The sequence below is a fragment of the Cytobacillus solani genome (assembly GCF_006704205.1).
GTDB classification, from domain to species: Bacteria; Bacillota; Bacilli; order Bacillales; family Cytobacillaceae; genus Cytobacillus; species Cytobacillus solani.
Window position 1 is genome coordinate 164,939 of sequence record NZ_CP041305.1, and the last position, 25,707, is coordinate 190,645.

At 37.8% G+C, this 25,707-nt stretch carries 24 protein-coding genes; 4 read left to right on the forward strand and 20 right to left on the reverse strand.

The features are described from left to right. Nucleotides 1–49 precede the first annotated feature (49 nt). The gene (locus tag FI644_RS00855) at nt 50–286 is read left to right on the forward strand and encodes an IDEAL domain-containing protein (RefSeq protein WP_053475191.1); all 237 of its coding nucleotides are present in this window, start codon (nt 50–52) and stop codon (nt 284–286) included. Nucleotides 287–376: 90 nt separating this feature from the next. Here FI644_RS00855 and FI644_RS00860 read toward each other — a convergent pair whose 3' ends face one another. The 3 genes from FI644_RS00860 to FI644_RS00870 form a co-directional block, all read right to left on the reverse strand. Then, a complete protein-coding gene (locus tag FI644_RS00860) occupies nt 377–1,657 on the reverse strand; it encodes a M48 family metallopeptidase (RefSeq protein WP_053475190.1) in 1,281 nt (426 codons plus the stop codon). Between the two features lie 153 nt (nt 1,658–1,810). After that, complete coding sequence (locus FI644_RS00865) at nt 1,811–2,116, reverse strand: AzlD domain-containing protein (protein WP_053475189.1); 306 nt, start codon at nt 2,114–2,116, stop codon at nt 1,811–1,813. Next, nucleotides 2,109–2,837, reverse strand: a complete 729-nt coding sequence (locus FI644_RS00870; protein WP_053475188.1) for an AzlC family ABC transporter permease — start codon at nt 2,835–2,837, stop codon at nt 2,109–2,111. Before FI644_RS00870 ends, FI644_RS00865 begins: the two co-directional genes overlap by 8 nt. 145 nt (nt 2,838–2,982) lie before the next feature. Between FI644_RS00870 and FI644_RS00875 the strand changes: the two genes are divergently transcribed. Next, nucleotides 2,983–3,534, forward strand: a complete 552-nt coding sequence (locus FI644_RS00875) for a helix-turn-helix domain-containing protein (protein WP_053475187.1) — start codon at nt 2,983–2,985, stop codon at nt 3,532–3,534. A 146-nt stretch (nt 3,535–3,680) separates the two neighbouring features. On the opposite strand, the gene FI644_RS00880 is transcribed toward FI644_RS00875, so the two are convergent. From FI644_RS00880 to FI644_RS00920, 9 genes are all read right to left on the reverse strand, one after another. Beyond that, nucleotides 3,681–4,475 (reverse strand): ABC transporter ATP-binding protein, encoded by a 795-nt coding sequence (locus FI644_RS00880; RefSeq protein WP_053475186.1) that lies wholly within the window; start codon nt 4,473–4,475, stop codon nt 3,681–3,683. Beyond that, entirely contained in the window at nt 4,450–5,451 is a 1,002-nt protein-coding gene (locus FI644_RS00885) for an ABC transporter permease (protein WP_053475185.1), read from the reverse strand. Before FI644_RS00885 ends, FI644_RS00880 begins: the two co-directional genes overlap by 26 nt. A gap of 35 nt (nt 5,452–5,486) precedes the next feature. After that, the gene (locus tag FI644_RS00890; RefSeq protein WP_053475184.1) at nt 5,487–6,503 is read right to left on the reverse strand and encodes an ABC transporter substrate-binding protein; all 1,017 of its coding nucleotides are present in this window, start codon (nt 6,501–6,503) and stop codon (nt 5,487–5,489) included. Nucleotides 6,504–6,680: 177 nt separating this feature from the next. Then, entirely contained in the window at nt 6,681–7,457 is a 777-nt protein-coding gene (locus FI644_RS00895; protein WP_053475183.1) for an enoyl-CoA hydratase-related protein, read from the reverse strand. Nucleotides 7,458–7,579: 122 nt separating this feature from the next. Further along, a complete protein-coding gene (locus FI644_RS00900; RefSeq protein WP_056683449.1) occupies nt 7,580–9,130 on the reverse strand; it encodes a fatty acid--CoA ligase family protein in 1,551 nt (516 codons plus the stop codon). A 207-nt stretch (nt 9,131–9,337) separates the two neighbouring features. Continuing rightward, nucleotides 9,338–10,225 carry an anti-sigma-V factor RsiV gene (rsiV, locus tag FI644_RS00905; protein WP_056683446.1) on the reverse strand — a complete coding sequence of 296 codons (888 nt, stop codon included), beginning with the start codon at nt 10,223–10,225 and terminating at the stop codon, nt 9,338–9,340. A gap of 1 nt (nt 10,226) precedes the next feature. Beyond that, on the reverse strand, nt 10,227–10,742 hold the full coding sequence (gene sigV / locus FI644_RS00910; protein ID WP_053475180.1) for an RNA polymerase sigma factor SigV: 516 nt from the start codon (nt 10,740–10,742) through the stop codon (nt 10,227–10,229). A gap of 140 nt (nt 10,743–10,882) precedes the next feature. Continuing rightward, nucleotides 10,883–11,872, reverse strand: coding sequence for a lipoate--protein ligase (lplA, locus tag FI644_RS00915; protein WP_053475179.1), 990 nt, complete (start codon nt 11,870–11,872; stop codon nt 10,883–10,885). Between the two features lie 13 nt (nt 11,873–11,885). Further along, nucleotides 11,886–12,620: an MBL fold metallo-hydrolase gene (locus FI644_RS00920; protein ID WP_053475178.1), complete on the reverse strand. Its 735-nt coding sequence runs from the start codon at nt 12,618–12,620 to the stop codon at nt 11,886–11,888. A gap of 210 nt (nt 12,621–12,830) precedes the next feature. On the opposite strand from FI644_RS00920, the gene yhfH reads away from it, so the two are divergent. Next, nucleotides 12,831–12,965, forward strand: coding sequence for a protein YhfH (gene yhfH / locus FI644_RS00925; protein ID WP_075209111.1), 135 nt, complete (start codon nt 12,831–12,833; stop codon nt 12,963–12,965). Between the two features lie 307 nt (nt 12,966–13,272). On the opposite strand, the gene FI644_RS00930 is transcribed toward yhfH, so the two are convergent. The 6 genes from FI644_RS00930 to hemE all read right to left on the reverse strand — a co-directional run bounded on the left by FI644_RS00930 (nt 13,273) and on the right by hemE (nt 21,704). Beyond that, a complete protein-coding gene (locus FI644_RS00930) occupies nt 13,273–14,154 on the reverse strand; it encodes a helix-turn-helix domain-containing protein (protein WP_142107863.1) in 882 nt (293 codons plus the stop codon). A gap of 1,059 nt (nt 14,155–15,213) precedes the next feature. After that, nucleotides 15,214–17,379, reverse strand: coding sequence for a YhgE/Pip domain-containing protein (locus tag FI644_RS00935; RefSeq protein ID WP_053475176.1), 2,166 nt, complete (start codon nt 17,377–17,379; stop codon nt 15,214–15,216). 66 nt (nt 17,380–17,445) lie between these two features. Then, on the reverse strand, nt 17,446–18,021 hold the full coding sequence (locus tag FI644_RS00940) for a TetR/AcrR family transcriptional regulator (protein ID WP_053475175.1): 576 nt from the start codon (nt 18,019–18,021) through the stop codon (nt 17,446–17,448). Between the two features lie 150 nt (nt 18,022–18,171). Beyond that, nucleotides 18,172–19,608, reverse strand: a complete 1,437-nt coding sequence (gene hemY, locus FI644_RS00945; protein ID WP_142107864.1) for a protoporphyrinogen oxidase — start codon at nt 19,606–19,608, stop codon at nt 18,172–18,174. A gap of 26 nt (nt 19,609–19,634) precedes the next feature. Then, entirely contained in the window at nt 19,635–20,570 is a 936-nt protein-coding gene (hemH, locus tag FI644_RS00950) for a ferrochelatase (protein ID WP_056683432.1), read from the reverse strand. Nucleotides 20,571–20,657: 87 nt separating this feature from the next. After that, on the reverse strand, nt 20,658–21,704 hold the full coding sequence (gene hemE / locus FI644_RS00955; protein ID WP_053475172.1) for a uroporphyrinogen decarboxylase: 1,047 nt from the start codon (nt 21,702–21,704) through the stop codon (nt 20,658–20,660). Between the two features lie 231 nt (nt 21,705–21,935). On the opposite strand from hemE, the gene FI644_RS00960 reads away from it, so the two are divergent. Next, complete coding sequence (locus FI644_RS00960) at nt 21,936–22,436, forward strand: antibiotic biosynthesis monooxygenase family protein (protein ID WP_053475171.1); 501 nt, start codon at nt 21,936–21,938, stop codon at nt 22,434–22,436. A gap of 219 nt (nt 22,437–22,655) precedes the next feature. Here the strand turns inward: FI644_RS00960 and FI644_RS00965 are convergent, their stop codons facing one another. Both FI644_RS00965 and FI644_RS00970 read right to left on the reverse strand, forming a co-directional pair. Further along, entirely contained in the window at nt 22,656–24,896 is a 2,241-nt protein-coding gene (locus tag FI644_RS00965; RefSeq protein WP_142107865.1) for an AAA domain-containing protein, read from the reverse strand. Nucleotides 24,897–24,977: 81 nt separating this feature from the next. Next, nucleotides 24,978–25,610: a phosphatase PAP2 family protein gene (locus tag FI644_RS00970; RefSeq protein WP_053475169.1), complete on the reverse strand. Its 633-nt coding sequence runs from the start codon at nt 25,608–25,610 to the stop codon at nt 24,978–24,980. Between the last annotated feature and the right edge of the window lie 97 nt (nt 25,611–25,707).

Here is a 25,707-nt window from a genome sequence, read left to right on the forward strand (position 1 = left end):
TAAATCGAAGTAACTCCATATAATAGTAAAAAGCATTGAGGTGATTTTCATGAATGAAAAATCATACACAGAGCTGATGAAAAAAAGCGCCATGAAGAAGAAGCACCTAAAAGAGTCTTTTGTATTAGATCTCTACATTGATATGCTGCTTTCAGAAATTTTACTCAAGAAAGAAAAAGCAAAGCTGATGGAAAAAATCGATGAAGCCATTGATACAAATAATAAACGAGCATTTAATCATCTATCTAAACAATATCAGGAACTTACTAGACGTTTCGGTAATTAGCTGCTATCGATTCATCCCCCGTCAATTACGACGGGGGATTTGTTTTTTTCAAGTACGCTGTAAGCAAAAAAACGAGCAGCAGCAAGCGGCCTACTCGTTTTCCTTTACTTTATGATTGATTTCATATTCCTCAAGCATCGAGATGCGTTCGAGCATCGTTGGGTGTCCATAACGGAAAATTTTTACGAGCAGCGGCGGGTTCACTTGACTTAATCCTGCTCGGGTCAATTCTTGAAATGTACCGATCGCTGCATCTGTATTCTTCGTCATTTCGATTGCATATTTATCTGCACGTGATTCCTGATATCGGGAGACGAAATTGGACAATGGGCTTGAAATAAATAATAGCATGGAAAGAATCATTAGAAACAACGGAAGAGAACGAATGTCATTTACCGCTGGAATCTTAAGCACTTTCCCCCATCTGCCAATTACATATTCCATGATCCTTGCAGTTAAATAAAGCCCAACGAGTGATAGCAGCAAATAACCGGCAATTCCGAAGTAAATATGTTTTTCAACATAATGAGCCATTTCATGCGCCATAATAAATAAAATTTGATCATCATTCAATCGGTTTAACGTTGTATCCCAAAGAACAATTCTCGAATTAGAACCAATTCCATTTACATATGCATTAAGGGAATTCGTCTTTTCCGCCATATTCACTTCAAATACATGTTCAGCAGGAATGTTCGCTTTAGCGGCCAATTCTAAAATTTTTGCTTCAAGCTCTTTGTTTTTCAATGGATAAAAATCATTGTAAAGCGGGTCGATAACAACGGGCTGAAGAAACATCATGAACAATGTAAAGGGGACAGACAGCAGCCATGCATAGAGCCACCATCTTTTCCGGCTTTTATTAATGAGCCAGTAAAGAACGCCAACAATAATGATCATCATCCCAAAGTTAATCCAGAAATCAATAAGCTCATCCTTCATCCAGCTGCTAAAGCTTTGCGTTGAAATATTATAGCTTTTCGAAAGAGAATAGCTAATGTAACTTAACGGAGCTGTCGCAGCAAACGCAAAGAGCGAAAGCCAGAAGAGATAAATAGCAGACTGAACAAACTTCAATTTAGTAGACTGCCCTGCCCACTTTTTAAAGGCATTCCCCAGTCCAAGCAGCAGGACAAATAAGTAAAATAACCATTCAAAAGGCGTCGAAAGGAAAAATAATAAATTTCTTATTTTTGAATATTCCTCACTTAGCATAAGCTCTCTTCCGTTTAAAAAGGTAGCAGGATCGGCCCTTGTGCCTTCATACTCAAACTGCAGACTTGTATCTGCAAAATGAAATAAATACCAATAAAAAAATAGCCCATATATGACATAAGCTAGAATCCCGTAAAAGCCAATTTTTCTCGCCATTCCACTCCCCCCAATTTGTACAGCCTTTCCATATTTAGTTTAGTATAAAAAATCATATTTAGAACTACTTGTCTACCGAAATCTATCGCTCACTTTATAGTTTGTACGATTTTTACATAGCAAAACCGGTTTTCGCGAAAACCGGCCTTTGCATTACATAATAAATGAGTAGACAGATAATACAGCTATTGCCCCCAGTACGACGACAATCACATTCGCACCTAGATAAGCAACAAGAAAAGCGGCAGCAGCACCAAGTATTCCAAACCAAATATCTTCTTGGATGAATAATACTCCAGGAAAAATAAGGGCACCTAATGTAGCAGATGGTACATTCTTTAATACACCTTGAAGAAAAGGGGGCAGTTCCTTCCCTTTAAAAAGGACAAACGGAAGCATTCTTGGGATATAGGTAACCGCGCCCATTCCAAGAATCATCCAAACGATTTCGCTACTCATGCCCTTCCCCCCTTTGCTTCTTCTTTACTCCTTCAATAAACTCAACCATTACAGCAGATAGCAATGTAGCAGCAACAATGGCCCATCCAGATGATAAGGCATTGGTTAACGTAAAAATTGTATTAAAGCAAGCAGCGAGAGCAGCTAGGTACACGACCTTGATGCTTCTTTTCATGGATGGAACGAGTAAACCGATAAACATCGCATAGAGGGCAACTGACATACTCTCCTGCAGTGTTTGCGGCAAACTAGCGCCAATTAAGAAGCCAATTCCCGAGCAAACGACCCAGCTCACATATGAAATGAGATTCAGCCCAAACATATACCCGGTTGTAACTGTTCCTTCCTTCATCGCCGCAACAGAAAAAGTTTCATCTGTTATCCCAAAAGAATAGATAGCCTTATTAACGAAATGATCCTCTTCACTTTTTTCATTTAATGCCGTTGACATCAGGAAATGCCGAATATTTACAATAAATGTAGTTAAAATGATTTCAAATATCCCCGTTCCGAGCGATAGTAAGCTTAACGAGATATATTGTGAGGCACCGGCAAAAACGACCAAGCTCATGAGTACTGTTTCTCCAATAGAAAGGCCAGTTGTTTTAGCTAACAGCCCAAATGTCAATGCTATCGGAGCATAGCCAATAGCAATGCTAATTCCTGCTTGTAACCCTTTCCTAAATTCTGATGCAGACCTATTTACTGCTAGTTCCGCCATGAAGTCACCGCCTTTTCCATCTGAAATTTCAAATAATTAGTTTTAAAAATATACTATAATAGCTATAATGGATAGTATAAAAGACATTTGAATAATTATAGTATACATATGTGCGTTATAATAAACAACCGTTCCGGAGGAAATAATGGAAAATATTCAAAAAAATATCGGAGTCAACCTAAAGAATATTCGTAAATCAAGAGGGTACAGTTTGGATACTGCTGCAGATATTACTGGCGTCAGCAAGGCCATGCTCGGCCAAATAGAGCGCGGAGAATCCAATCCAACCGTCACAACATTATGGAAAATTGCTACAGGACTTCAAGTCTCTTTTTCTTCCTTAATTAGTGAACAGCCTTCAGAAGTTCTTCATGTTGATTTACAGTCTATTTCACCAATTATCGAATGTAATGGAAATTATCGGGTATATCCCACTTTTCCATTTGATCCGCGAAAAAAGTTTGAAATATTCATTGTAGAAATTGAGCCTGGCTGTCAGCATACAGCCGATAAGCATAATGAAGGCGTGGAAGAGTACGTGACCGTGATGAGTGGCACACTCGAAATGCTAATCGGTGAACAGTATATTCAAATCGCGCAAGGGAACTCGCTTCGCTTCTTAGCAAATAAGGCTCATACGTATAAAAATAGCGTAACAGAGGTTATCAGACTTCAGGTAGTCATGTATTATCCATAATTGAAAGGCATATCACGAATGGCGTGATATGCCTTTTATTAGTTGAACTATTACTAGAGATCTTATCTAGCATTTTTATTATTTTATCTAGCACTGTTCAAATTTTATCGAGCAAGTTTAACATTTTATCAAGCATTTGCACTTTTTTATATGAGTACCGCCTTATCAGTGCTCATCTTCTCTCCACGAATCCGTTGAAATTCTTCTAATAGCTTTTCAACTGTTAAGCATTGTTTCTGTTCTTCATTTGCCTGAAAAATTAACTGTCCTTTATCCATCATGATCAAGCGATTGCCAAGATCCAATGCCTGCTGCATATTATGAGTCACCATCAAGGTGGTAAGCTGATAGGTTTTCACAATTTCTTTCGTTAGAGCGGTAATCAGTTCTGCACGAGCAGGATCAAGGGCTGCTGTGTGTTCATCAAGAAGGAGAATTTTCGGTTCAGTGAACGTTGCCATTAATAAGGATAGCGCTTGTCTTTCTCCTCCTGATAATAAACCAACCTTAGCCTGCAGGCGATTTTCCAAACCGAGATGAAGGGATTCCAGCTTTTCCTGAAAAAAGGTTCTTCTTGTTTTGGTCACGCCTTTTTTCAATCCGCGTGAAGCTGTCCGGGAAAAGGCAATAGCGAGATTTTCTTCGATCGTCATCGCTGGAGCAGTTCCAGCCATCGGATCCTGAAAGACACGTCCAATTAATCTAGACCGTTTATGCTCCTTTACCATCGTGACATCCTTCCCGTCGATGATGACTTCCCCTAAATCCGGAATCATTTTTCCGGAAATTAGATTCATAAGTGTTGACTTCCCTGCACCATTACTGCCAATTACGGTCATGAAATCACCAGGCTTTAAATGCAGTTCCATATTTTTTAAAGCCATTTTCTCATCAGGTGTACCTTCATTAAAGACTTTATGAATCTGTTTTAATTGCAGCAAGCTGTTCACCACCCTCATAAGCCTTTTGGACTGCCCTGCGCTTTTTTCGTTGTCTTTCCCTTTGCTTTTCAAGAATTTTAGGGATTACTAAGGCAAACACAACAATTAACGCAGTAATAAGCTTCATATCTCCTGCTTCAAGAAATTCAACTCGAAGTGCAGCTGTAACAATAATTCGATATAGAATGGCACCGCCAATGACAGCCAATGTTGCCCTAACGATTGTTTTTGCACCGAAAATCGCTTCACCAATAATGACTGAAGCAAGACCAATCACAATCATACCGATTCCCATCCCAACATCACTGAACCCGTTATATTGCGCAACCAATGCACCTGAGAATGCGACAAGTGCATTGGAAAGTCCAAGACCCATAATCTTCAGTAAATCTGTATCTGCCGAGAAGCTGCGAATCATTGTTTCGTTATTTCCAGTTGCCCGAATCGCAAGACCGATATCTGTTGTTAAAAATAGATCGATAATCACTTTAACTATAAATGCTAGGATTAGCATTAAGATAAGAATGCCCCATGTGTTCGGAACAAAGCCAGTCACTGATAATAACGCTTGCAGTGCCTCGTCCAAACCAAGACTTTGCCAAAAGGCAGTTAACTTTGTCATTACTGTCTCTTCAGCAAGTAGAGGGACATTTGATTTTCCCATTATTCGTAAATTAATCGAATACAAGGCAATCATCATAAGAATTCCTGATAGAAGCGGGTTAATTTTACCCTTCGTATGGAGAAGCCCTGTGATACAGCCAGCTGCAAATCCTGCAATTACGGCTATCAACGTCGCAGCAAATGGGTCTGTCCCTCCGACAATAAGGACAGCTGACACAGCCGCACCTGTTACAAAGCTTCCATCTACTGTAAGATCAGGGAAATCAAGTATTCTGAATGATAGATAGACGCCTAATGCCATTAATGCATAGATGGCACCTGCTTCTATCGAACCAAAAATAGCTGTTGGCATTGTTCTCATCCCCTCTGACTGAAGTGTAAATATTTCTACTGTTTACCTTCGAAAAATTCTGCAATTTCTGCCCACTCTTGTTTTACTTCAAGTCCTTGTGCTTTAGCAGCTTTTTTATTAATAACTAGCTTTAAACTTCCAGGCAGCTCAACCGGTATTTCGGATACCTTTTTATTGCCTTTTAAGATTTCGACAGCCATTTTTCCTGTTTGATAGCCAAGATCATAGTAGCTAAATCCGCTCGCAGCAATCGCACCGCGTTCCATTGAGTCTAATTCCCCAACAAATAATGGGATTTTTTCACTATTTGCGACTGAAATAACAGATTCTAACGCTGATACAACTGTATTATCTGTCGGTACATAGATAGCATTGACACGTCCGACTAAGGACTCGGCAGCCTGTTTTACCTCAGCAGAAGTTGACACTGATGCTTCGACGACAGTTGCACCTTTTTCCTCAGCAAGTTTTTTCACTTGATCCACCTGTACCTCAGAGTTTTGCTCCCCTGCATTAGAGATTACACCGATATTTTTTGCTCCTGCTTCTTCAACAATAAACTGTATTGTTTTAGCTGTTCCATCTGGATGGTTGTCTGTTGTTCCTGTAATATTGTTTCCTGGTTTATCTAAGGCTTCTACTAAACCGGCACCAATTGGATCTGTTACAGAAGTGAACAGAATCGGAATATCCTTCGTTGCATTTAGAACACTAACAGCACTCGGTGTTGCATTTGCAAAGATTAAATCAACCTTGTCACCAACAAAATTATTCGCAATCGTCTGTGTGTTATTCATATCTCCCTGCGCATTTTGGAAATCGAATTCAACATTCTCTCCCTCTTTAAACCCTTCATCCTCCAAAGCTTTTTTAAATCCTTCTGTTGCCACATCAAGGGATGGGTGTTCAGCAAATTGTGTTAAGCCAATCTTGTAGGTTTTTCCCTTTTCACCCTCTGCAGCATTTCCTTCCGTACTTTCACTGCCACATCCGCTCAATAACGTGACACCTACTAAACTAGCTACAGCTAGTATTTTTAATTGTTTAATCATTACTTACACCCCTTTTGCACTTAAACGCTTTTGTGCTTTTATTCACTAAATTATAAATCTACTAAAGATAGAAATTCAAGTACTTTTTTACTATTTTCAAAAATTTTTTAAAAATAACGATAAAAAAAGAACATGGCCCATATTGCCATGTTCTTTCTTTTTATAGCTGCTGTTTCCTTATTTTCCTTTAAATTCTGGCTTTCTTTTTTCTGAAAAGGCTTGAAGTGCCTCAATTCGATCTTCTGTCGGAATAATAACTTCATAGGCTTTTCTTTCTATTTGTAAGCCTGTCTGCAAGTCTACATTCATCCCTTGTTTGACTGCAAACTTAGCTTGCTGAAGAGCTAACGGACCGTTAGCTAACATTTGTTCAGCAAGCTCGAAGCATGTATTGAATAGGTTTTCCGCATTGACTACCTTTGTTACTAATCCGTAATTCAACGCTTCTTCAGCACTTAAACGTTTAGCTGTTAAAATTAATTCAAGTGCCTTTGCTTGACCGATTAAGCGCGGCAGTCTTTGGGTTCCCCCTGCCCCAGGAATGATCGCTAAGCTCGTTTCTGTCAGTCCCATCTTGGCACTTGAAACAGCAATCCGGAAATCACAAGATAATGCTAGTTCCATCCCTCCACCGAATGCGAACCCATTTATCGCAGCAATCGTTGGTTGAGGGAGCTGGTCAATCAGTGAAAACACCTCTCCAATCTTATATAAATTTCGGCGTACTTCCACATCTGATAACGTTTTGCGCTCCTTCAAATCAGCACCTACACTGAATGCCTTTTCACCTGATCCTGTAAAAATGACGACATGGACCTCGGGATTCGTACGTAATTTCTCAACTGAACCCTGAAGCTCGGATAAAGTTTCATAATTAAAAGCATTCAATGCATCCGGACGATTAATCGCAACGACGGCAATATGCTTTTTCAATTCAACAATGATTGAACTCAAGAATGATCCACTCCCTATTATTCGCTACATCTTCCAATTCGTGAAAATTGATGCAATTTCCTTCAAAATTCAGAAAAAAACAGGCAAGGATCCTTTGATGCCATGCCTGTACCAGTTAAAACCTATTGTAAAACTTGAGTTTTCAACGCTCTTCGCAAAATTTTTCCAGTTGTATTTTTCGGAAGCTCCTCTAAAAATTCTATGGAAGAAGGAAGTTTATATTTCGCCAAATGCTGTGTACAATAGTCCATCAGCTCATTTTCAGTTAAGCTTGGATTCTTTTTAACGACATAGCATCGTACAGCTTCGCCAAGATTTGGATCAGGAACACCGATAACCGCTGCCTCGACAACATCTGGATGGTCATAAAGCACTTCTTCCACTTCCCTTGGATACACATTATAGCCGCCAACGATGATTAACTCTTTTTTCCGGTCTACAATATAAAAATAGCCTTCCTCATCCATTCGGGCCAAATCACCTGTATAAAGCCAGCCGTCCTTAATGGTTGCAGCAGATTCTTCAGGCATTTTGTAATAACCCTTCATCACATTCGGACCGCGGACAATCAATTCCCCAACCTCACCAACAGGAACTTCATCCCCGAGCTCATTAACGACTTTATTCTCAACATTCACTATGGATTGACCAATTGAGCCTGCCTTTCTTGGTCTGTCCAGGGGGTTAAAGCATGTAACGGGGGATGCTTCAGAAAGACCGTATCCTTCAGATACCAGCACATTAAATTTCTGTTCAAAGTACTTTAATAGGGCAACTGGCATCGCTGATCCGCCAGAAATACAAAGCCTGAGCGAGCTTAAGTCTCCACCGTAGCTTTGCGCATATTGAAGAAGGAAATTATACATCGTTGGGACACCAGCAAATACGGTTGGCTTATACATCTCCACAAGCCTAAACATTTCCTTTGGACTGAATTTTGGATCGATAATAATCGTTGCTCCATTCATAAGCGGGGCATTCAAGGCAACAGTTAAACAAAATACATGGAACATGGGCAAGGTTGTCACGACACGATCATTTTCATTCATATGAAGATAATCGCTAACATCCTTCGCATTACTGTAAAGGTTTTTATGTGTCAGCATGGCGCCCTTTGGCTTACCTGTTGTGCCTGAAGTATAAAGGATGATTGCCACTTCATCATCTTCTAATTCTGGTCCTGTAAAGCTTAAATCACCCGATGCCAACACTTGTGAAAACGATTTCAATTTAGAGTATGCGGATAAAGCTGTTACATCAATGCCTGATTCCTTCCCTTGAGGTGTTTCACAAATAATATAGTTCTCTACTTTCGGCAAAGCTGGATGCATTTTTTCAACTAATGGAAGAAGTAAATCAAGGGCTACCACTGCCTTTACATCCCCATTATTAACGATATAGCCAATTTCATCAGGTGTATAAATCGGGTTGATTGGTATAACTGTTGCCCCAAGACGAAGCGCCCCATGTAGACCGATTACAAAGTGTGGAGAATTTCCTAACAATAAAGCAATATGATCCCCTTTTTTCACTCCTAATTGTTCTAGACCAGAAGCAAATTTCGTAACTGCTCCGTCTAATTCAGCATATGTACTTGATTGGTCCATAAAATAATAAGCCGGTTTGCTCCCCTTTGTTCTTGCGGTTTCATGGAGCTGTTTAGTTAAATTCATATCCCTTTCCCCCTTCTGATGAATGAATAATCATTCATTTTATTTAAATAATTTTCTAAATATATTATATTGAAAGAAAGTTATGTGTTCAAGCAAAAAAGTTTTTAATGCAAATATTCAAGTTATTCTTGATTCTAAGAATGGAAATTTTTATATTAATATAAAGTTATAAAAAAACCGAACGGATGCCACCGTTCGGTTTTCTCATTAATGAATATACTCATCGCTTACTAATATATCCGAAATCACTTCAGTCGGAATGATAAACTCAGCAACTCCCATATATCCAGGAGCCACCTCGTACTTATCAAAGGATATGACTAATTTTCCATCATTATTAATATAGAAGTTTTGCTCTTTATGAATGGTTTCGAAAAGCTCGAAAAGTTCTTCGTCTTCTAATCCAGCATTAGACACCCAATAGATTATATTCTCATCCGCCTTCATTTGTTCACGCATTTGTTCTTTTATATTTTCACTAATTGTATTCACATAGCTTTCATCTTTAAATAACATTGGTAAGCTTAATAGGATTTGATTTTTCTTATCGATGGTATCGTATGTCATGATCGTTGAAGATGATGCAACTGTATTTACAACATATCTGCCGATTGATAAGATCTGATCGTTATCTGTTTTTACCTCATAGCCGCTGTCCACACCTAGATGGCCGCCGCCATTCTTCTCTAAATCCTTCATCTCAACCATGAATTCATCATATAGTTCTTTTCCCTCTTTTAAATATTTATCATTCAGACTTTGAGCCAAATCTCCATTCTCTAAATCTGATACTGCCGGTACTTTTATATCTGCTTGGTATTTTTCTTTATCCACTTTATATTCTGTAAAAGTTAATACTTTTACTATACTCCCAACAACAGGCATATCTGCTAAAGTGCTAGCCATTGCTGGGCTAATATTCAAACCTCCGATAAAAAGAACAGCAGCTGCAGCCGTCCCAGCCATCCACTTATAACCGTTTTTCTTTTTCTTCTTTTTTCCTTTTAATAATGCCCTCTCGACAATGAAATTCAATTCATCAGGTATTTGTATATTTTTATACTCCGTTTTAAGCTGGTCTAATTTTTTGTCCATTCTAGTTTGCCCCCTTAATGATTTCATCGTTCAATTCAACACGTAATAGCTTTAAGGCTTTATACAATCGTGTTTTTATCGTATTTACATTTTCATTGAGAACATCAGCGACTTCTTCAATTTTCAAATCCTCGAAAAAGCGTAAAACAATAATACTTTTATATTCAGGCGCTAATTGATCCAAAGCCCTCTCTAAATCAATATCTTCATAATGGTCTTCACTGCCTGAACTAATAAATTCCATTGTTTCCGCATCCACAATACTGACGCGTTTATGTTTCCTGAGAAAATCTAAGGAGGTATTGACCACTATTCTATAAAACCAGCTTTTAAGCGTCTTTATATCCTGAAGAGAATCCATTGAGACGATCGCTTTATGGATCGAGTCTTGTACGATATCTAAAGCATCTTCAGAATTTTTCACATAGCTGTAGGCTAGCCGATAAAAGTTCTCTTTGTTCTCCCTAATAAAGCTTGTAAATAATTCATCATGATTACATCTACTTTTCTTTCCCATGTCGCAAAAAGGCTCCTTTATTGCTATTAATTTGTATACACATAAGAGACGCATAAACGGCAGTAAAAAGTTTTTACTTTTTATTATTCTCTTTTGCTCATTAAAAAGAGCGTTCCCCGTCAGGAACACTCTCATGAATTTTAGTATATTAATTGTAGGAAATCTTCTTTTGTAATATTACCAAAATAATGTTTAATATCAATTTCTTCAAGTGCTTTTTCTAGTTCTGCCTTTTCATAGCGAACACCAATTAGTTTATTTTCGATATCGCTAACATCACCTACACCGAAAAAGTCACCGTATATTTTGCAATTTTCCACTTTGCCTTTATCCACATCCAGTCGAATATCAATGCCGCCAACTGGGAAACGATGGGAATGCTGCAAATTAAATTTAGGAGATTTCCCATAATTCCAATCCCAATTTTGGTATCTTTCCTTCGATAACTGGTGAATTTTTTCCCAATCCTCATCTGTAAGAATATACTCCTCAATTTGATCCTTGCCGCCAAAAATATTTTTAAGCAATAAGGCACGGAATTCTTCAATCGTAATTTTCTCTTTTAAAAACTCAGAAATGTTTGCTACACGGCTGCGAATCGATTTAATTCCCTTCGATTCAATTTTATCCTTTTTCACCTTTAATGCTGAAACAACACTGTCAATTTCGGAATCTAACATAAGAGTACCATGGCTAAACATTCTGCCCTTGGTTGAGAATTGCGCATTCCCTGAAATTTTTCTGCCTTCAACAGTGAGATCATTCCTGCCGCTAAGTTCAGCATTAACGCCTAGCTTTCTCAATGCATCGACAACAGGCTCGGTAAACTTCCGGAAATTATGAAAGCTTTCTCCGTCGTCTTTTGTAATGAAGCTGAAGTTCAAGTTTCCTAAATCATGATATACGGCTCCACCGCCTGATAAACGGCGAACAACATGAATGCCATTGCCTTCTACATACTCTGTATTAATCTCTTCGATTGTATTTTGATTTTTACCAATAATAATAGATGGCTCATTTATGTAAAAAAGCAGATAGGTTACGTTAATATCTAAATTTTTTAATGCGTATTCTTCTATTGCTAAATTAATTCTTGGATCTGTTATTCCTTTGTTATCGATAAATAGCATGTTGGTTCACTCCTTATAATTTAACGGACCATTGATAGGCAGCTAGCGCAATTGGCCCGCTGTACATATCCGCAGCTTCTTCCTTTAATTGCTCTATATTCCCGTAATGCGGCAGATGAGTTAGCAGAAGTTTTTTGACATTTGCTTTCTGTGCTAACGTTCCTGCATCATAGCTTGTCATATGTCCAGCATTCTTGCCATTTTGATGCTTATAAAAATTACATTCACACACTAATAAATCCGCCCCATTGCAAAAAGGAACGAATTCTTCTTTGTATGATGTATCCGCAGTATACACGAGGGATTTTCCATCCGCCTCAATTCTCATCGCAAAGCACGGAACAGGATGATCCGTCTGTAAAAATTGTATCGCAAATGGACCAATATTTAAAGTTTGATCTGATTGATAGGCAATCCCCTTAGTAATCTCTTTATATGTTAATTTTGAAAATTCATATTCATCCATCCCATGACCATAAATAGGAAGGCATTCTGTCTTCTTGCCTAAAAAACCTTGAATAAGACGGGCATGCTGCAGCACACCTATATCTGCAATATGATCCGGATGATAATGAGAAAGAATGACCCCATTAATCTCCTCTGGCTGAAGAACCCTTTGCATTTTCGCCAGAACGCCGCTGCCGAAATCAATCATTAAATGAAATCCCTCATGTTCAAGTAAATAACCCGAGCTCGCTTCATCTGCATTTGGATACCCGCCCCAGCAGCCAATCACAGTAAATTTCATCATTTCTCCTCCTTCTATCTATTACCTTGTTATTTTCACCTAATAACGGGAATGAAAAACATTTTGTCATAACTAATATACCTGAATAAGCCTATTTTTTCACATCCATCAATTTGTATCAAGACAGTCATTGACACAAACAAACTGTTATAATACAATAAAAGAAACTTATTATTCAAAACAAACACAAATCATAGGGGGCTTTCAAAAATGATCCAAAACATTTTAGATTTCTTTAGAAATTTACCGGCAAAGCAATGTGTTGACTGCGGGAAGCCAATCGAAGAACAGCATGAATGCTATGGAAACAAATGTGATCATTGTATGGGAGTTTCGGATATATAGAATGAAAAGCGGAAGGCGCCTGCTTATCGGCGACAAGCACAAGACGAGCCGGCAGAGAGGTTGTTCTTTAACCTCCCTGTCGGCTTGACTTGTGACCTCGAGCCGATGGCGACTGGAGCTAGACATAGAAAAGCGGAAGGGGTTTGCCCAAGGGCATTAGCTACCCCTCTTTCCTTTCGTATGATTCTTAGTTTTTACCTATTTCATTATTAGGTGTTAGTGTCATTTATTTTCTTCTCCTTAAAAACAAAAAAGCACGCACACATAGAGAATTAACTCTAAGTGCGGTGCTTTCTTTTTGGATATTTTACGAAAGTTGTTTAATCCTACTTTTTATGTAATCATTGAAATGGTTATTTGCTCTTACTTTGAATATCTCTAATGAATCCTGATAAAATTCTCTTGCTTTCTTGCGATCTCCCATTAACTCATAGTTATAACCTATTTGATAAGTTAATTCTCCGTATAGATACATACAGCTATCTTCAATACATTGATTAATTCCTTCATTGCATAAATTAATTGATTCCGAGTACCTTTTAAGTCTTGTTAACACTTTTGCCATATTATAATCAATTCTAAGCAAGATCTTTGTATCTTTTAAAGCTTGATTTTTTAAAATACTCCTAGCATTTTTGAAATAGTTTAATGAAGTTTCGTGATCATTAATTTCTGAATAAATAACAGCAAGAGTATTTATTATTTCAAATTCTCTATCTGAATACATATGATATATTTCGGAAATAGGTCTACTCAATAACAAAGCATTCTCCAGTTCCTTAATTGCTAGCGAAGGATTATTATCAACGTAATATAAAACTATTCCCTTATGCCACCATAGAAACTGTTTTAATTCTACAAAATTTTGAAAATCAGGATTTGATTCTTCTAATAATACAAGTTCTTTAACCGTTTCATAATTTTTATTTCTGATTTCTTTTCGTATTGTATTAATAGTCTCTTTAATGTATTCGAAGTTTTTTAAATTTGCATCAACAAAGAAATATTCCATATCTACATTTAACCTTTGAGAGAGTTTATACAGAATAGGTGCCGATGGATAGGTTTCACCCTTTTCTATTTTACTTAACATTGATTGATGGCAAATTCCTTCACATAATTGTGATTGCGTAATCCTCATTTTCTCCCGTAATTTTTTCAATTCATACCCAATCCTATTATCATACATTGGACTTTCCTCCAACCTATTATTTGATTAAATAGAATCATTGACAATCTTACCTAACTTTTATCTTTTAATATTCCTATATTCATAAATTGTAATAGGATTTTGAAATAAAAGGCGAAATTAGGTAGATTCATTTCAAATTTCAAAGAAAATCGTAAGACCAAACAAATCATTAATGATGTATTATAACTTTATAGAAACAAATTAGTAAAAAGGAGGTATTGAATAACTCGTGAAAAAGTTCTTAATTTCAATTATTTCTCTAGGGTTGTTGGTAACTATTAACCTTACATATCCTGAAACTAGCAATAATGAAATTACCTCCCTAGAATTACCATTTGAACATTAGATTGTTAAAATTCGTGTTAAAGTCGAGCTGGCATTATCATGAATTTTTCCAGTAATTTTTTTCAAAAAGAGGCTATTTTTTTACTCCCATTTTTTCTTATAAGTAGTATTAACCTGATAAATACTACTTATAAGAAACCCCTTAATAAAAATATAGACCTACATTAGAAATTATATAAGAAATCGAAAAAATATAGTAGTATAATTCTAAAAAGTCCATAAATTTATAAATGATAGTAAAAACATTGCGATTGCTTTCTTTTTTTGCAGTTATCCCCAAAATTACTTTATCATAACATTAAAAGGTTTAACCAATCATCTCCTTAATTACTAGAATCTTTTCAAAATAACTTTTAATCCTTTTCTATAATATTCTTTTGTTTCTTCTAATTCTTTATAGTCTTGTTCTTCATTGAATAATCACTGATTACTGTTTCTTCAGATGATTTATAACTAATTAACAGATCCTTGAATAGTTCCTCAATTTCCTTTTTTTCTTCATGTTATGCCCCCGCCCCTAGCTACCGCAGCTAGACATAGAACAGCGGTGGAGGCTTACTTATCGGCGACAAGCATAAGGCTAACTGGATGGAAGGTTGTTCTTTAACCTCCTTGTCGGTTTGGCTTGTAACCTCGAGCCGATGGCGCCTAGAGCTATAAATATACATAGAAAAACCAGCCGCTAACATATAACGGCTGGTTTTTTGTGTTTTACTCTGATACAGCTGCAGCAGCAAAACGTTTTTTATGCATACCTGTGAAGAATGTAATTGTGCCTGCAATAAATAACACAATGAAAATCGCTAATATTCCTACATTATGCCACATAAAGCTGAAGTCACCGCTTGAAATTACTGCCTTAAATCCTGAAACAGTGTAAGTCATTGGTAAGAATGCGCTAATTGGCTGTAAGAAATTAGGAATTAACTCAAGTGGGAACGTACCTGCACTTGTTGTTAATTGCAGGATTAAGATGATAATCGCAATGAAACGTCCAGGATCACCAAATGTGGTAACAAAGAACTGAATTAATGTAATGAATGTCAGGCTTGTAATGATGGCAAAGAAAATAAATAATGGTACACTTTGCACTTCAATTTTTAAACCTACAAACATAATCAACACAGAGATTAATGCTTGAATAATTCCAATTCCCATGAGAATGAGGAATTTACTTGTAAACCAGCTCATTCCGTTCTTTGGCACGCCTGCTGGTTCACGTAATGGAAAGACTATTGACAGTAAGAGTGCACCGACAAATAGACCAAGTGATAAGAAATATGGAGCAAATCCTGTTCCATAGTTTGGAACTTTGTTAATCTTCTCATTATCCACTTTAACAGGTCCGGCCATCATGCTGAATGTATCATCATTTGCATTTACAGATGATGCTTTATCAGCACCGTCAGCTAATTTGCTAGCTAACTCCTCTGAACCATCATATAATGTTGCATTCCCATCTGCTATTTTTCCAGCACCATCTTTAAGCTGTTCTGTTCCATCTTTAAAAGCTGCAGATCCGTCTTGTAATTGTCCAAGTCCTCCAGCTAAAACAGTAGAACCATTAGCTAATTGATCTGCACCCGCTTTCGCATCTGCGAACTTCTCGCTAAATGTATTCATTCCTGCTTGGAATTCATTTTGCCCTTTCGAAATTTCCTGTGCACCGCTCTCAAGCTTTTCGCTTCCTTTTGCAAGCTCATTTACACCTTGCTGAAGCTGTTTCTGCCCTGTATTCAGTTCACCAATTTTGGCAGCAATTTCGTTTCCGCCATTCGCAAGCTGCCCAGCCGCACCGGCAAGTTCAGCTGTTCCAGTTTTGAGTTGATTCAATGCACCCTCTAATTCTAACCGCTCGGGTGAATTTTCAGGGAGCTGGCCAATCAGTCCTTGTAGCTTTTCTTGAAGAACTGCCATGCCACCATTAACTTTTTGTGCTTCTGATTGCCACTGCTGTAAAGAGGTTGATAGGGTTTTTGCACCGGCACCAATCTGCTCTGTACCAGCAACAACAGCTGGCAATTTCTCATTAACAGCCCCTAGTCCTTCTTTTGTCTGATGAATTCCTGCAGCCATTTGCTCATGGCCTGCTTTTAATTGATCAGAGGCTGACTTTAATGTATTCTGTCCTTCTTGCAGCTGACCAAGTCCATCTGCTAAAGTTTTCGAACCAGCAACTAACTCCTTAGAGCCGTTATTGATTTTTCCTACTCCATCATTAAATTCAATTGATTTATCAGCTAATAAAGAAAGCTTATCATAAATTAGCGATGAGCCATCCTTCAGTTCGGCTGCACCATCATTTATTTTAGAAGCTCCATCACTTGCTTGCCCCATCCCATCTGCAAGTTCAGTCACTTTATCAAACATTGTTTCTGCATATGTTTCGGTTATTTTCTCAGAAATAGATGATTTAATTTTTTCAATAGCTGTTTCACCTATTTGCGAAGAAAGAAAGTTATAGCTTTCATTCGGAACATAGACAAGCTTTAACTTTTCCGGATGATCATCAAGCAAAGTTGTTGCATTAGATGAAAATTCTGATGGAATTTCAATCAGCATATAATATTTTTGATTTTTAAGATCCTTATAGCCTTCCTCTTTGTTAACAAACTTAAAATTAAAATCTCCACTTTCCTTTAATTTATCAACAAGTTCATTCCCAAGCTGAAGCTCTTTCCCTTCAAAATCAGCACCTTTATCCTGATTAACAATAGCTACTGGTAAATCAGCCAAATGATCATAAGGATCCCAAAACGCCCAAAGAAACATACCGCTGTATAATACCGGAATAAATAGAACTGCAATAATTGGAATAAGAAGCTTTTTATTCCGCAAAACAGACAGCAATTCCTTTTTGAAAAGACTTTCTCTCAATGTTGTTGCCTCCTTGTTAAACTGACTGTTTTGTTCATTTAGTCAATATATTCCAAAAAACGAGGACTATCTGTTTGATAATCCCTTAAAGATATACTGTTCAAATAACTTCGCAATTTCTTCCTTTTCTAATGGTTCATTGCGCTTTTCCCAATCGAAGATGAGAGCAACATAGAGCTTCAACATAATAAATGCTGTTACCTCAGGGTTGCATTCTTGTATTTCTCCTTTATCAATTGCAGCAACGATTTTCTCCTTCAAATAACCAAGAATGGCATCCTCTAGTTTAATCATTACCTCCATAACAGCAGGAGTCCCCATCTCTTTCTCTTCTTGGAAGAGCTTAATTGTCAGCTGATGTTTTAAGCGGAATTCCAAGATTTGATAAAGCCCGCGATGAACCTTTTCATGAAAAGAAAGTGTAGAATCCATTGCTTCATCAGCTGCCCGCTTCATTTCACTAATAAGCGAGCTAATAATTTCATCAAACAGTTCTTCTTTATTTTTAAAAAAGGTATAAATCGTTCCTTTCCCTACGTTTGCAATCTTTGCAACCTGATCCATTGTTGTGGCCTTAAATCCAAATAATGAGAAAGATTTAGTAGCCGCCTCAATAATCAGTTGCTTACGATCGATTGCCATTCCCTCACCTCTTTAAGAATGCATTAGCGCTTGCACGCTGAAGCTAGAAAATAAGAACAATTGACTAAATGAGTAATTTGGTCATTTTGTACAATATGTAATTTAACATACATCCATTATAAATGCAACAAAAAATAGTAAAAAAAGCTATCACGAATGGATAGCTTTTTGATTTTTACTATATAGGAATGATAATACTTGTTGAACAGCTTTTTCACCTTGGTCAATACAGTCAGGCATTCCTAACCCATCATAGGAACTCCCTGCAATATAAACACCTGGGAGTTCAGCTTTAAGGTGGTTTATCACTTTGTCAATGCGACCCTTATGACCAACTGTATACTGCGGCATGGAATCCTTCCATCTAGATACTACTGCAAAGTCAGGAGCCATCGTAATATTCATCGTTTTATTTAAATCATTTAAGACGATTTTCACCATTTCATTATCCGAAACATCGACTATCTCTTCATCACCTGGTCTGCCAACATAGCAGCGCAGCAGAACTTTTCCAGCTGGCGCAGAATGAGGCCATTTCTTATGTGTCCATGTACAGGCAGTAATGGTGTAATCACTGTTTCGTGAGACGACAAATCCTGTTCCTTCTATATCTTTTTCAATCGCCTCTTTAGGAAAGGCAAGAGCAACTGTAGCAACAGATGTGGAAGGCATTTCCTTAAAAGCATCAAAAAAGCGATATTGTTTAAACATAGACTGGGTGATATGATGTGGGACAGATAAGACGACACTATCTGCCGTTAGCACCTCTCCATTACTTAACTCAAGTTCATACCCGTCCAGTTTTTTTTCAATCCCTTTGACCTGAACTCCTTTTATGACAGAATTCGGCTCCAATTTCTTTTCAATCGCATCGACAAATGACTGCAGCCCCGTCTTAAAAGTTAAGAACATCCCTTTGTCTTTCTTCTCATTTGAACTTTTTGGCTGAGATGGTGATGATTTTTTCATCCCCAAAATCAAACTGCGATATTTTTGTTCCACTTGATAAAACTGAGGGAAAGTTGACATTAAGCTTAAATGGTCAATATCTCCAGCATAAATTCCCGATAGTAGCGGCTCAATTAAGTTTTCAACAACTTCATCACCTAATCTTCTCCGGAAAAACTCCCCAAGTGCTTGATCTTCCTTAGCGTTTGACCGTGGCAGAACAAAATCTGCGGCAGCACGCAATTTACCAGGAAATGAAAATAATCCTGTTGTAACAAAAGGGGCAATCTGTGTCGGAATCCCCATTATGGACCCACCAGGCATCGGATGAAGACGCTCTCTCGCTAAAACAAACGATTTCCCTGCTGTATTTCGGATTAGCTCATTTTCCATACCAACCTCTTTCGCTAAACGCGTAGCACTTTGCTTTCTGGCAAGAAATGAATCAGGACCTCTTTCGATAACAAAGCCTTCCTTAACAACCGTTTGTAATTTGCCACCTAGACGTTGTGAGGCCTCAACAAGTTTCACATCAAGGGACAATCCCTTTTCACGTGCTTCTTTTTGCAAATAAAAAGCTGTTGTTAAACCTGTAATTCCACCGCCGATAATGATAACCTTCTTCTGTTCTTCCGACACAGTTCTCCGCCTTCTTTACATTAGTTTCATTTATTGGCTAATTTGTTTTGGATGACCGTTGCAAGGGCATCAATAAATTCTGATTGATCATTAGGCATTGCTGGACGATAATATGCAGCTCCAATTTCTTCTGTAACGACTTTACATTCATAATCATTATCATACAGTACTTCTAAATGATCTGAGATAAAACCAACTGGTGTATAAACAAAGGATTTATAGCCTTCTTTTTCAAAAAGTTCTCTCGTTAAATCCTGTACATCAGGTCCAAGCCATGGTTCTGGCGTATTTCCTGCACTTTGCCAGCCTACTGCGTAGTTTTTGACTCCAGCTTGCTTTGCAAGCAAATCTGCCGTTTCCTTCAGCTGACCCGGATAAGGATCTCCTAATTGTAAAATCTTTTCTGGCAAGCTATGTGCCGAAACGATGAGGACAGCCTTTTCTCGTTCTTCAGCAGTCATACTTCCAAATGTTGATTTCACACGATCTGCCCAATATTTGATGAATTTCGGCTCATTATACCAGCTCTCCACTGAATGAATGACTGGTCCTCCAAGCTTCTCTGCTTCTTCCTTCGCCCGTCCATTATACGATTTTACGCTGAAAGTGGAAAAATGAGGGGCAAGAACAAGACTTACTGCTTCTTCAATTCCATCTTCATTCATTTGTTTAACCGCATCCTCAATAAATGGCTCAATATGCTTTAATCCAAGATACATAACAAATTCATATTCATCTTGTATTTTATTTAGATAGGATTCAAGACCTTTCGCTTGATCCATCGTTATTTTTGCAAGCGGGGAGATACCGCCGATTGCTTCATATCTTCCACGTAAGTCTTCTAGCATTTCTGGGGTAGGTTTTCTTCCGTGTCTAATATGCGTATAATAGCGCTCAATATCCTCTTCTTTATAAGGCGTTCCATACGCCATTACAAGTAATCCCATCTTCTTTCTTGTCATACTTATCCACCTCTTGTTAATCTCTAGATCTATTCTTTAATAGTTTCAAAAAAACGCAAGATATCCAACTAATCTAATCGACAAGGCCTACTTGCTTAATTTTGAAGCTGAATACTCATGTACAAATGCAGTTAAGCGCTTTAATGTTTCTGGATTAACATCAGGGAATACACCATGTCCAAGATTAAAGATATACCCCGGACGCTCCATTCCTTGATCTAAAATTTCTTTAGCTTTCGCTTCGATCACTTCCCATGGTGCAAGAAGAAGTGCTGGATCAAGATTTCCTTGGACAGCCTTTGTAATTCCTCTTTCTCTCGCTTCTTTGATTGGCAATCTCCAATCTAAGCCGACAACATCAAGCGGCAGATCATGCCATTCCATTGCAAGATGGCTCGCTCCTACTCCAAACATGATTAGAGGTACATTTTCTTCTCTTAATGCAGAGAAAATTCTGTTCATCGTTGGTTTAATAAAAATGCGATAGTCTTCTACATTCAACGCGCCAACCCAAGAATCGAAAATCTGGATTGCTCTTGCGCCCGCTTTAATTTGCGCTTTCACATATGTAATGGTCATTTCACTTAGTTTGTCCATTAAAGCAAACCATGCTTTTGATTCAGCATGCATAAATGCTTTTGTTTTATTGTAATTCTTTGATGGACCGCCTTCGATCATGTAGCTTGCAAGTGTAAAAGGTGCGCCAGCAAACCCAATTAGCGGCACTTCTAATTGTTCTTGTGTAAGAAGCTTAATCGTATCAAGCACATATGGTACATCCTCTTCCGGGTTGATTTCACCGAGCTTTTCAACATCAGCAACCGAACGGATAGGATTAGAAATAACTGGGCCAATCCCAGACTTGATTTCAACTTCAACTCCAAGTGCAGGAAGTGGTGACATAATGTCTTTATATAGAATGGCCGCATCATTGTTATATTGATCAACAGGCAATTTTGTCACATATGCACAAAGCTCAGGCTGATGGGTAATTTCAAATAAAGTGTATTTCTCTTTTATTGCTCTATATTCGGGCTGGGAACGTCCTGCCTGACGCATATACCAAACAGGAACATGTTCAGTCTTTTCCCCTTTAGCCGCACGTAAAAAAGTATCATTTATCATTTTCACCATTTAAATTATCCACCTTTCAAACTGTCTGTTTTACATTTTAATATATAAGTAAGGATATTTGAAATTTTGACACCTAATCATCCATACTAACTGTATCGTTTTCAGCTATACTTGTATAGATAGCGGAGAAAAATGTCGAAATTTTGTCATAGTGTGTTAACCTTTTGGCAATGAATGTTCTACAGATAATTATCGTATAGTTCTAATAAAACAAATAAGGGGATGAATCATATGAATATTTACATGACAACCGGCACGTACAATTTCTTATATAAAATAAAAGAAAAGCATCCTGGAGAATCGATGTTTCTCATGCAAAATATCGACAATGCACTATTATTGCATGAATCGGATCAACCATCCGTATTTAAAACCCCACGTTCTTTTCAAGTGATCGAATCTAAAGGAGCTCTTGAAAATAAAGGCATTGTCGTCATGAATACGATTCCCGTAATTGAAGAAGAAAGACCTTTATTGGAATACCGTTTTAATCATTTAAAAAGCCTTTTCGAAAAACACAATGGATTTTCAGCTATTCGATTTCTTCGCCCTCTTAAATCCGATACGTACGTCATCCTTTCATTATGGCAAAATGAAAAGTCATATTTAAATTGGGAGAACTCCGCATCCTATACGACATTCAAAAAAGAAATCAGCACATCTGCCAATCCCGCTAACCTATTAATAGGTTCTGCCTATGTAACAAAATACTTCATTCCCGAGGATGAATAGAAGGATAAGAAAAGCGCAAGCGCCTTGGTCATCGCCGTACAAACTGGAAGGGCCGCGACTGAGATAAAGGAAACACGGTGAGCGAGAGTGAACCGATGTTGACTTATCGTAGGGAGGGGACCTGAAGTTTGATAGGCGATAGGCGCTGGAGCTAGACAATTCTCTAAGTACAAAATTGTACTTTCTTTTCTTTGAACAAAAAAATAAAAAACTTCCTTTTTAACCATTTATATATGATAAAAGAACATTTACAAGCAGTTTGGATTCAGCTCTTGCGGCAATAAATGGAGGAAGGGCCCTTACATTTGCTTCAACCGGGAGACCAAGCCAAATCAATTGATTATCAATGATAATAAACGGAAAAGGGAGCAACTCTGATGTTTGGTTTTCTGCCCTGAGACCATCTGCTCTCTCCTCTGCTAACAAGGTCAACATCACCCCTTTTCCTCTTCTATTTAAGATGTCAATCCATTCTTCCGACAAACTGCGACCCTTAGGCAGTGATACAGTGATGGTTTTTGCTGCCCCATCAATATCTGCCTTCACTCGTTCTAGCTTTCTTGCATGCATCCATTGGAGGCTTGGATGCTGATTTTTTATCCAAGTACCAACTTCACTTGGACCTACTGCTTTTCCTCCAGTCCGTTGATGTTCAGCAAGCTTTCGCCAAGTTTTATTTTGATACACCTGATTCCGCACAAACCCATAATCACATAAGTGAATGAACTTTCCTTTTGTCCTTGTGATTGCCACATTCAGCAGCCTGTCACTCTCTTTTCCAGTTAAAAGCATTCCTGCACGGTCCTGTGGATAGCTATCTACTGTATCAAAAATCATCATGTCACGTTCGCTTCCTTGAAAGCGATGAACCGTTGCAGCAATGATGTCTGCTTCATGAACAACAGTGCTTAATAATTCATCAAGCAGCTGTTCGAGCAGCATTGCTTGAGCGCGATAGGGTGTGACATACCCAATTGACTTCATCCCCCCGAAATAAGCTTCATGAATCAACTGAACAGATAAAAGCAAATGCCATACGTTTATTCGTGAATTAGACACTCTATCCTTCATGCAATAGCTCCCAGCCCCTGATGTATCTAATAAAATGGAAGCACTATCTTTAAAAGGCATTCTCTCAGAAATTTCTAATCTAGACTTCTGAACACTTCGATGGTCACCGACAAGCGAATGGTATATAAATCGATTAGTAAACGAAGAAATATCCGGGTGCATTCTCCTCTGCTCCTTTAAGAGAAATAAATGAGGATGCAGCTTCCCCTCCTTCACCCATTCTGACACACCAGATTGATAGAAAATATCTTCTCTCAGCCATTCACTCACGAGCGGATGCCGTGCTGCAGCAATCGGAGGAATCTGTTTAAAATCCCCGCAAATAATCGCACGCTTAGCAAGTGATACGGCAAAAGCTGCCTGTGGAACATAGGCCATACTTGCCTCATCCAAAACAACAAGATCAAATTCTTTTTCATAAATGGCTGGATCACTGGCTGCCTTTGCAAGTGTTGTGCCAACAATCTTTGCCTCTTTTAAAAACTCTAGTTCTTTTTGACGAACTTTCTCAAGGATTGCCGTTAATTTTTTTTCAATTTCAAGAAGACGATTAGAGTCACTTTTACTATAGGATTTAGATAAGTCTAGTTTAATGAACCGACGTTCTTCTAACAAAGCTTCTTTGTTTTCTGCCAAGTTTGTATGATGCTTTTCTATGAGATGGCTTGCTGTTAAAAACGGCCGATTTTGAATAGCTTCCCCTGCTTGTGATCCATATCTTAGCAGATCTCCCTCACGTAAATGCCCTTTATTTTCAACAAATAATGAAACTTCCGCCATTAATACATCAACAGCCTGATTGCTATGAGAGAGTACTAGCACCCGAGCATCCTTTACATATTTATTGGCAACCACTCTAGCAAGAGTGTAAGTCTTCCCCGTTCCTGGAGGTCCCCATACAAAAGTAACGGGATTGTACTTTGAGCGGAGAATAAGCTCGTGAACATTTGATTTAATGTTATCGGCTGGGTGTTTCGCTGGCATAGATGGATCCATCAGCTTTTTTATTCTCCCTCTTTTCCGCTTGTTTTCCTTCATATCCTCCAGACGTTGAAAAAGCTGATCCAGCAGCTCCCATGGGTCATACAGCAGATAACTTTCAGATAAAATAGGGCCTAAATTTTCTTTTACTTCAATGATGAGGTTTTTTCCTTCAGATGAAAGAATCCGCCCATCCGTGAGTTTTTTTCCCCATTCAATTCTGACAATAGAACCGACAGGCACTTTTATAGAAGAAGGCGTATCAAAAAAGTAGATATAGGCATTTTCTTTCGAAAGCAACCGCCCATTTAACATCAGGTATCTTGTACTGCCCTCTTTTTTTAAATGCTGAATCTCAGCTTTTAACGCTTTTTGCCAAGCCTTTATGTAAGTCAATGTTGTCGTCATTACTAAACTTCCTTTACTTAAATAAAATTCATTTATTTTTCGTACATATACTTGCGAGACATTGTAAGTAATCATTTCATATTATTTTCCCTTATATAGCATGCCATAAAGAGAAATCCAAATGAATACCCAAATAAAACCCATCGCAAATCCAGCTGCGACGTCTGAAGGATAATGGACTTGCATCACTACTCTGCTAATCCCCATAAGGAGAATCCATATTCCAGCAACTATTCCTATTAACCACTTTACAGCTTTTGATTCCAATCCACTAATAATAAAATAGGCAATCATCATATAAAGTATCATTCCCATCATGGCATGACCACTTGGGAAGCTAAGGCTTTTTACTGCCACCAAATGCTCCAAATCAGGACGGGGTCTTCCAGCTGCACTCTTCAGCCATTTATTGATTTCATTGCCAAAAGCCACAGCAAAAACAAATACAGCCATCGCTAAGTAATTCTTCTTTTTAATCCAAAGCCATAAAACAAAGAGCAGACTAACGATTCCAATCCCCAATCTAGAGCCTATTCGATCCATTAATGTAAAAAAGGGATAAGAAAACTCCGTAAAAATTCTCGTCATAAAATTTGTCATATTTTGATCAAAGCTTAATGGACTCCTACTTTTGACAGCTATCCAAAAGTAGATAGATAAGCCTGCTGCTATAAGTAAAAATAGATAAGTTATTTTTGATTTTCTGAATTCCATTTCCTAGCTCCTTCTTTTCACAAAAATCATCTTATTAATATTTACCAATATACCCCACATGGAACTAGATAAAAATGTTATAATAATCAAAAAATTA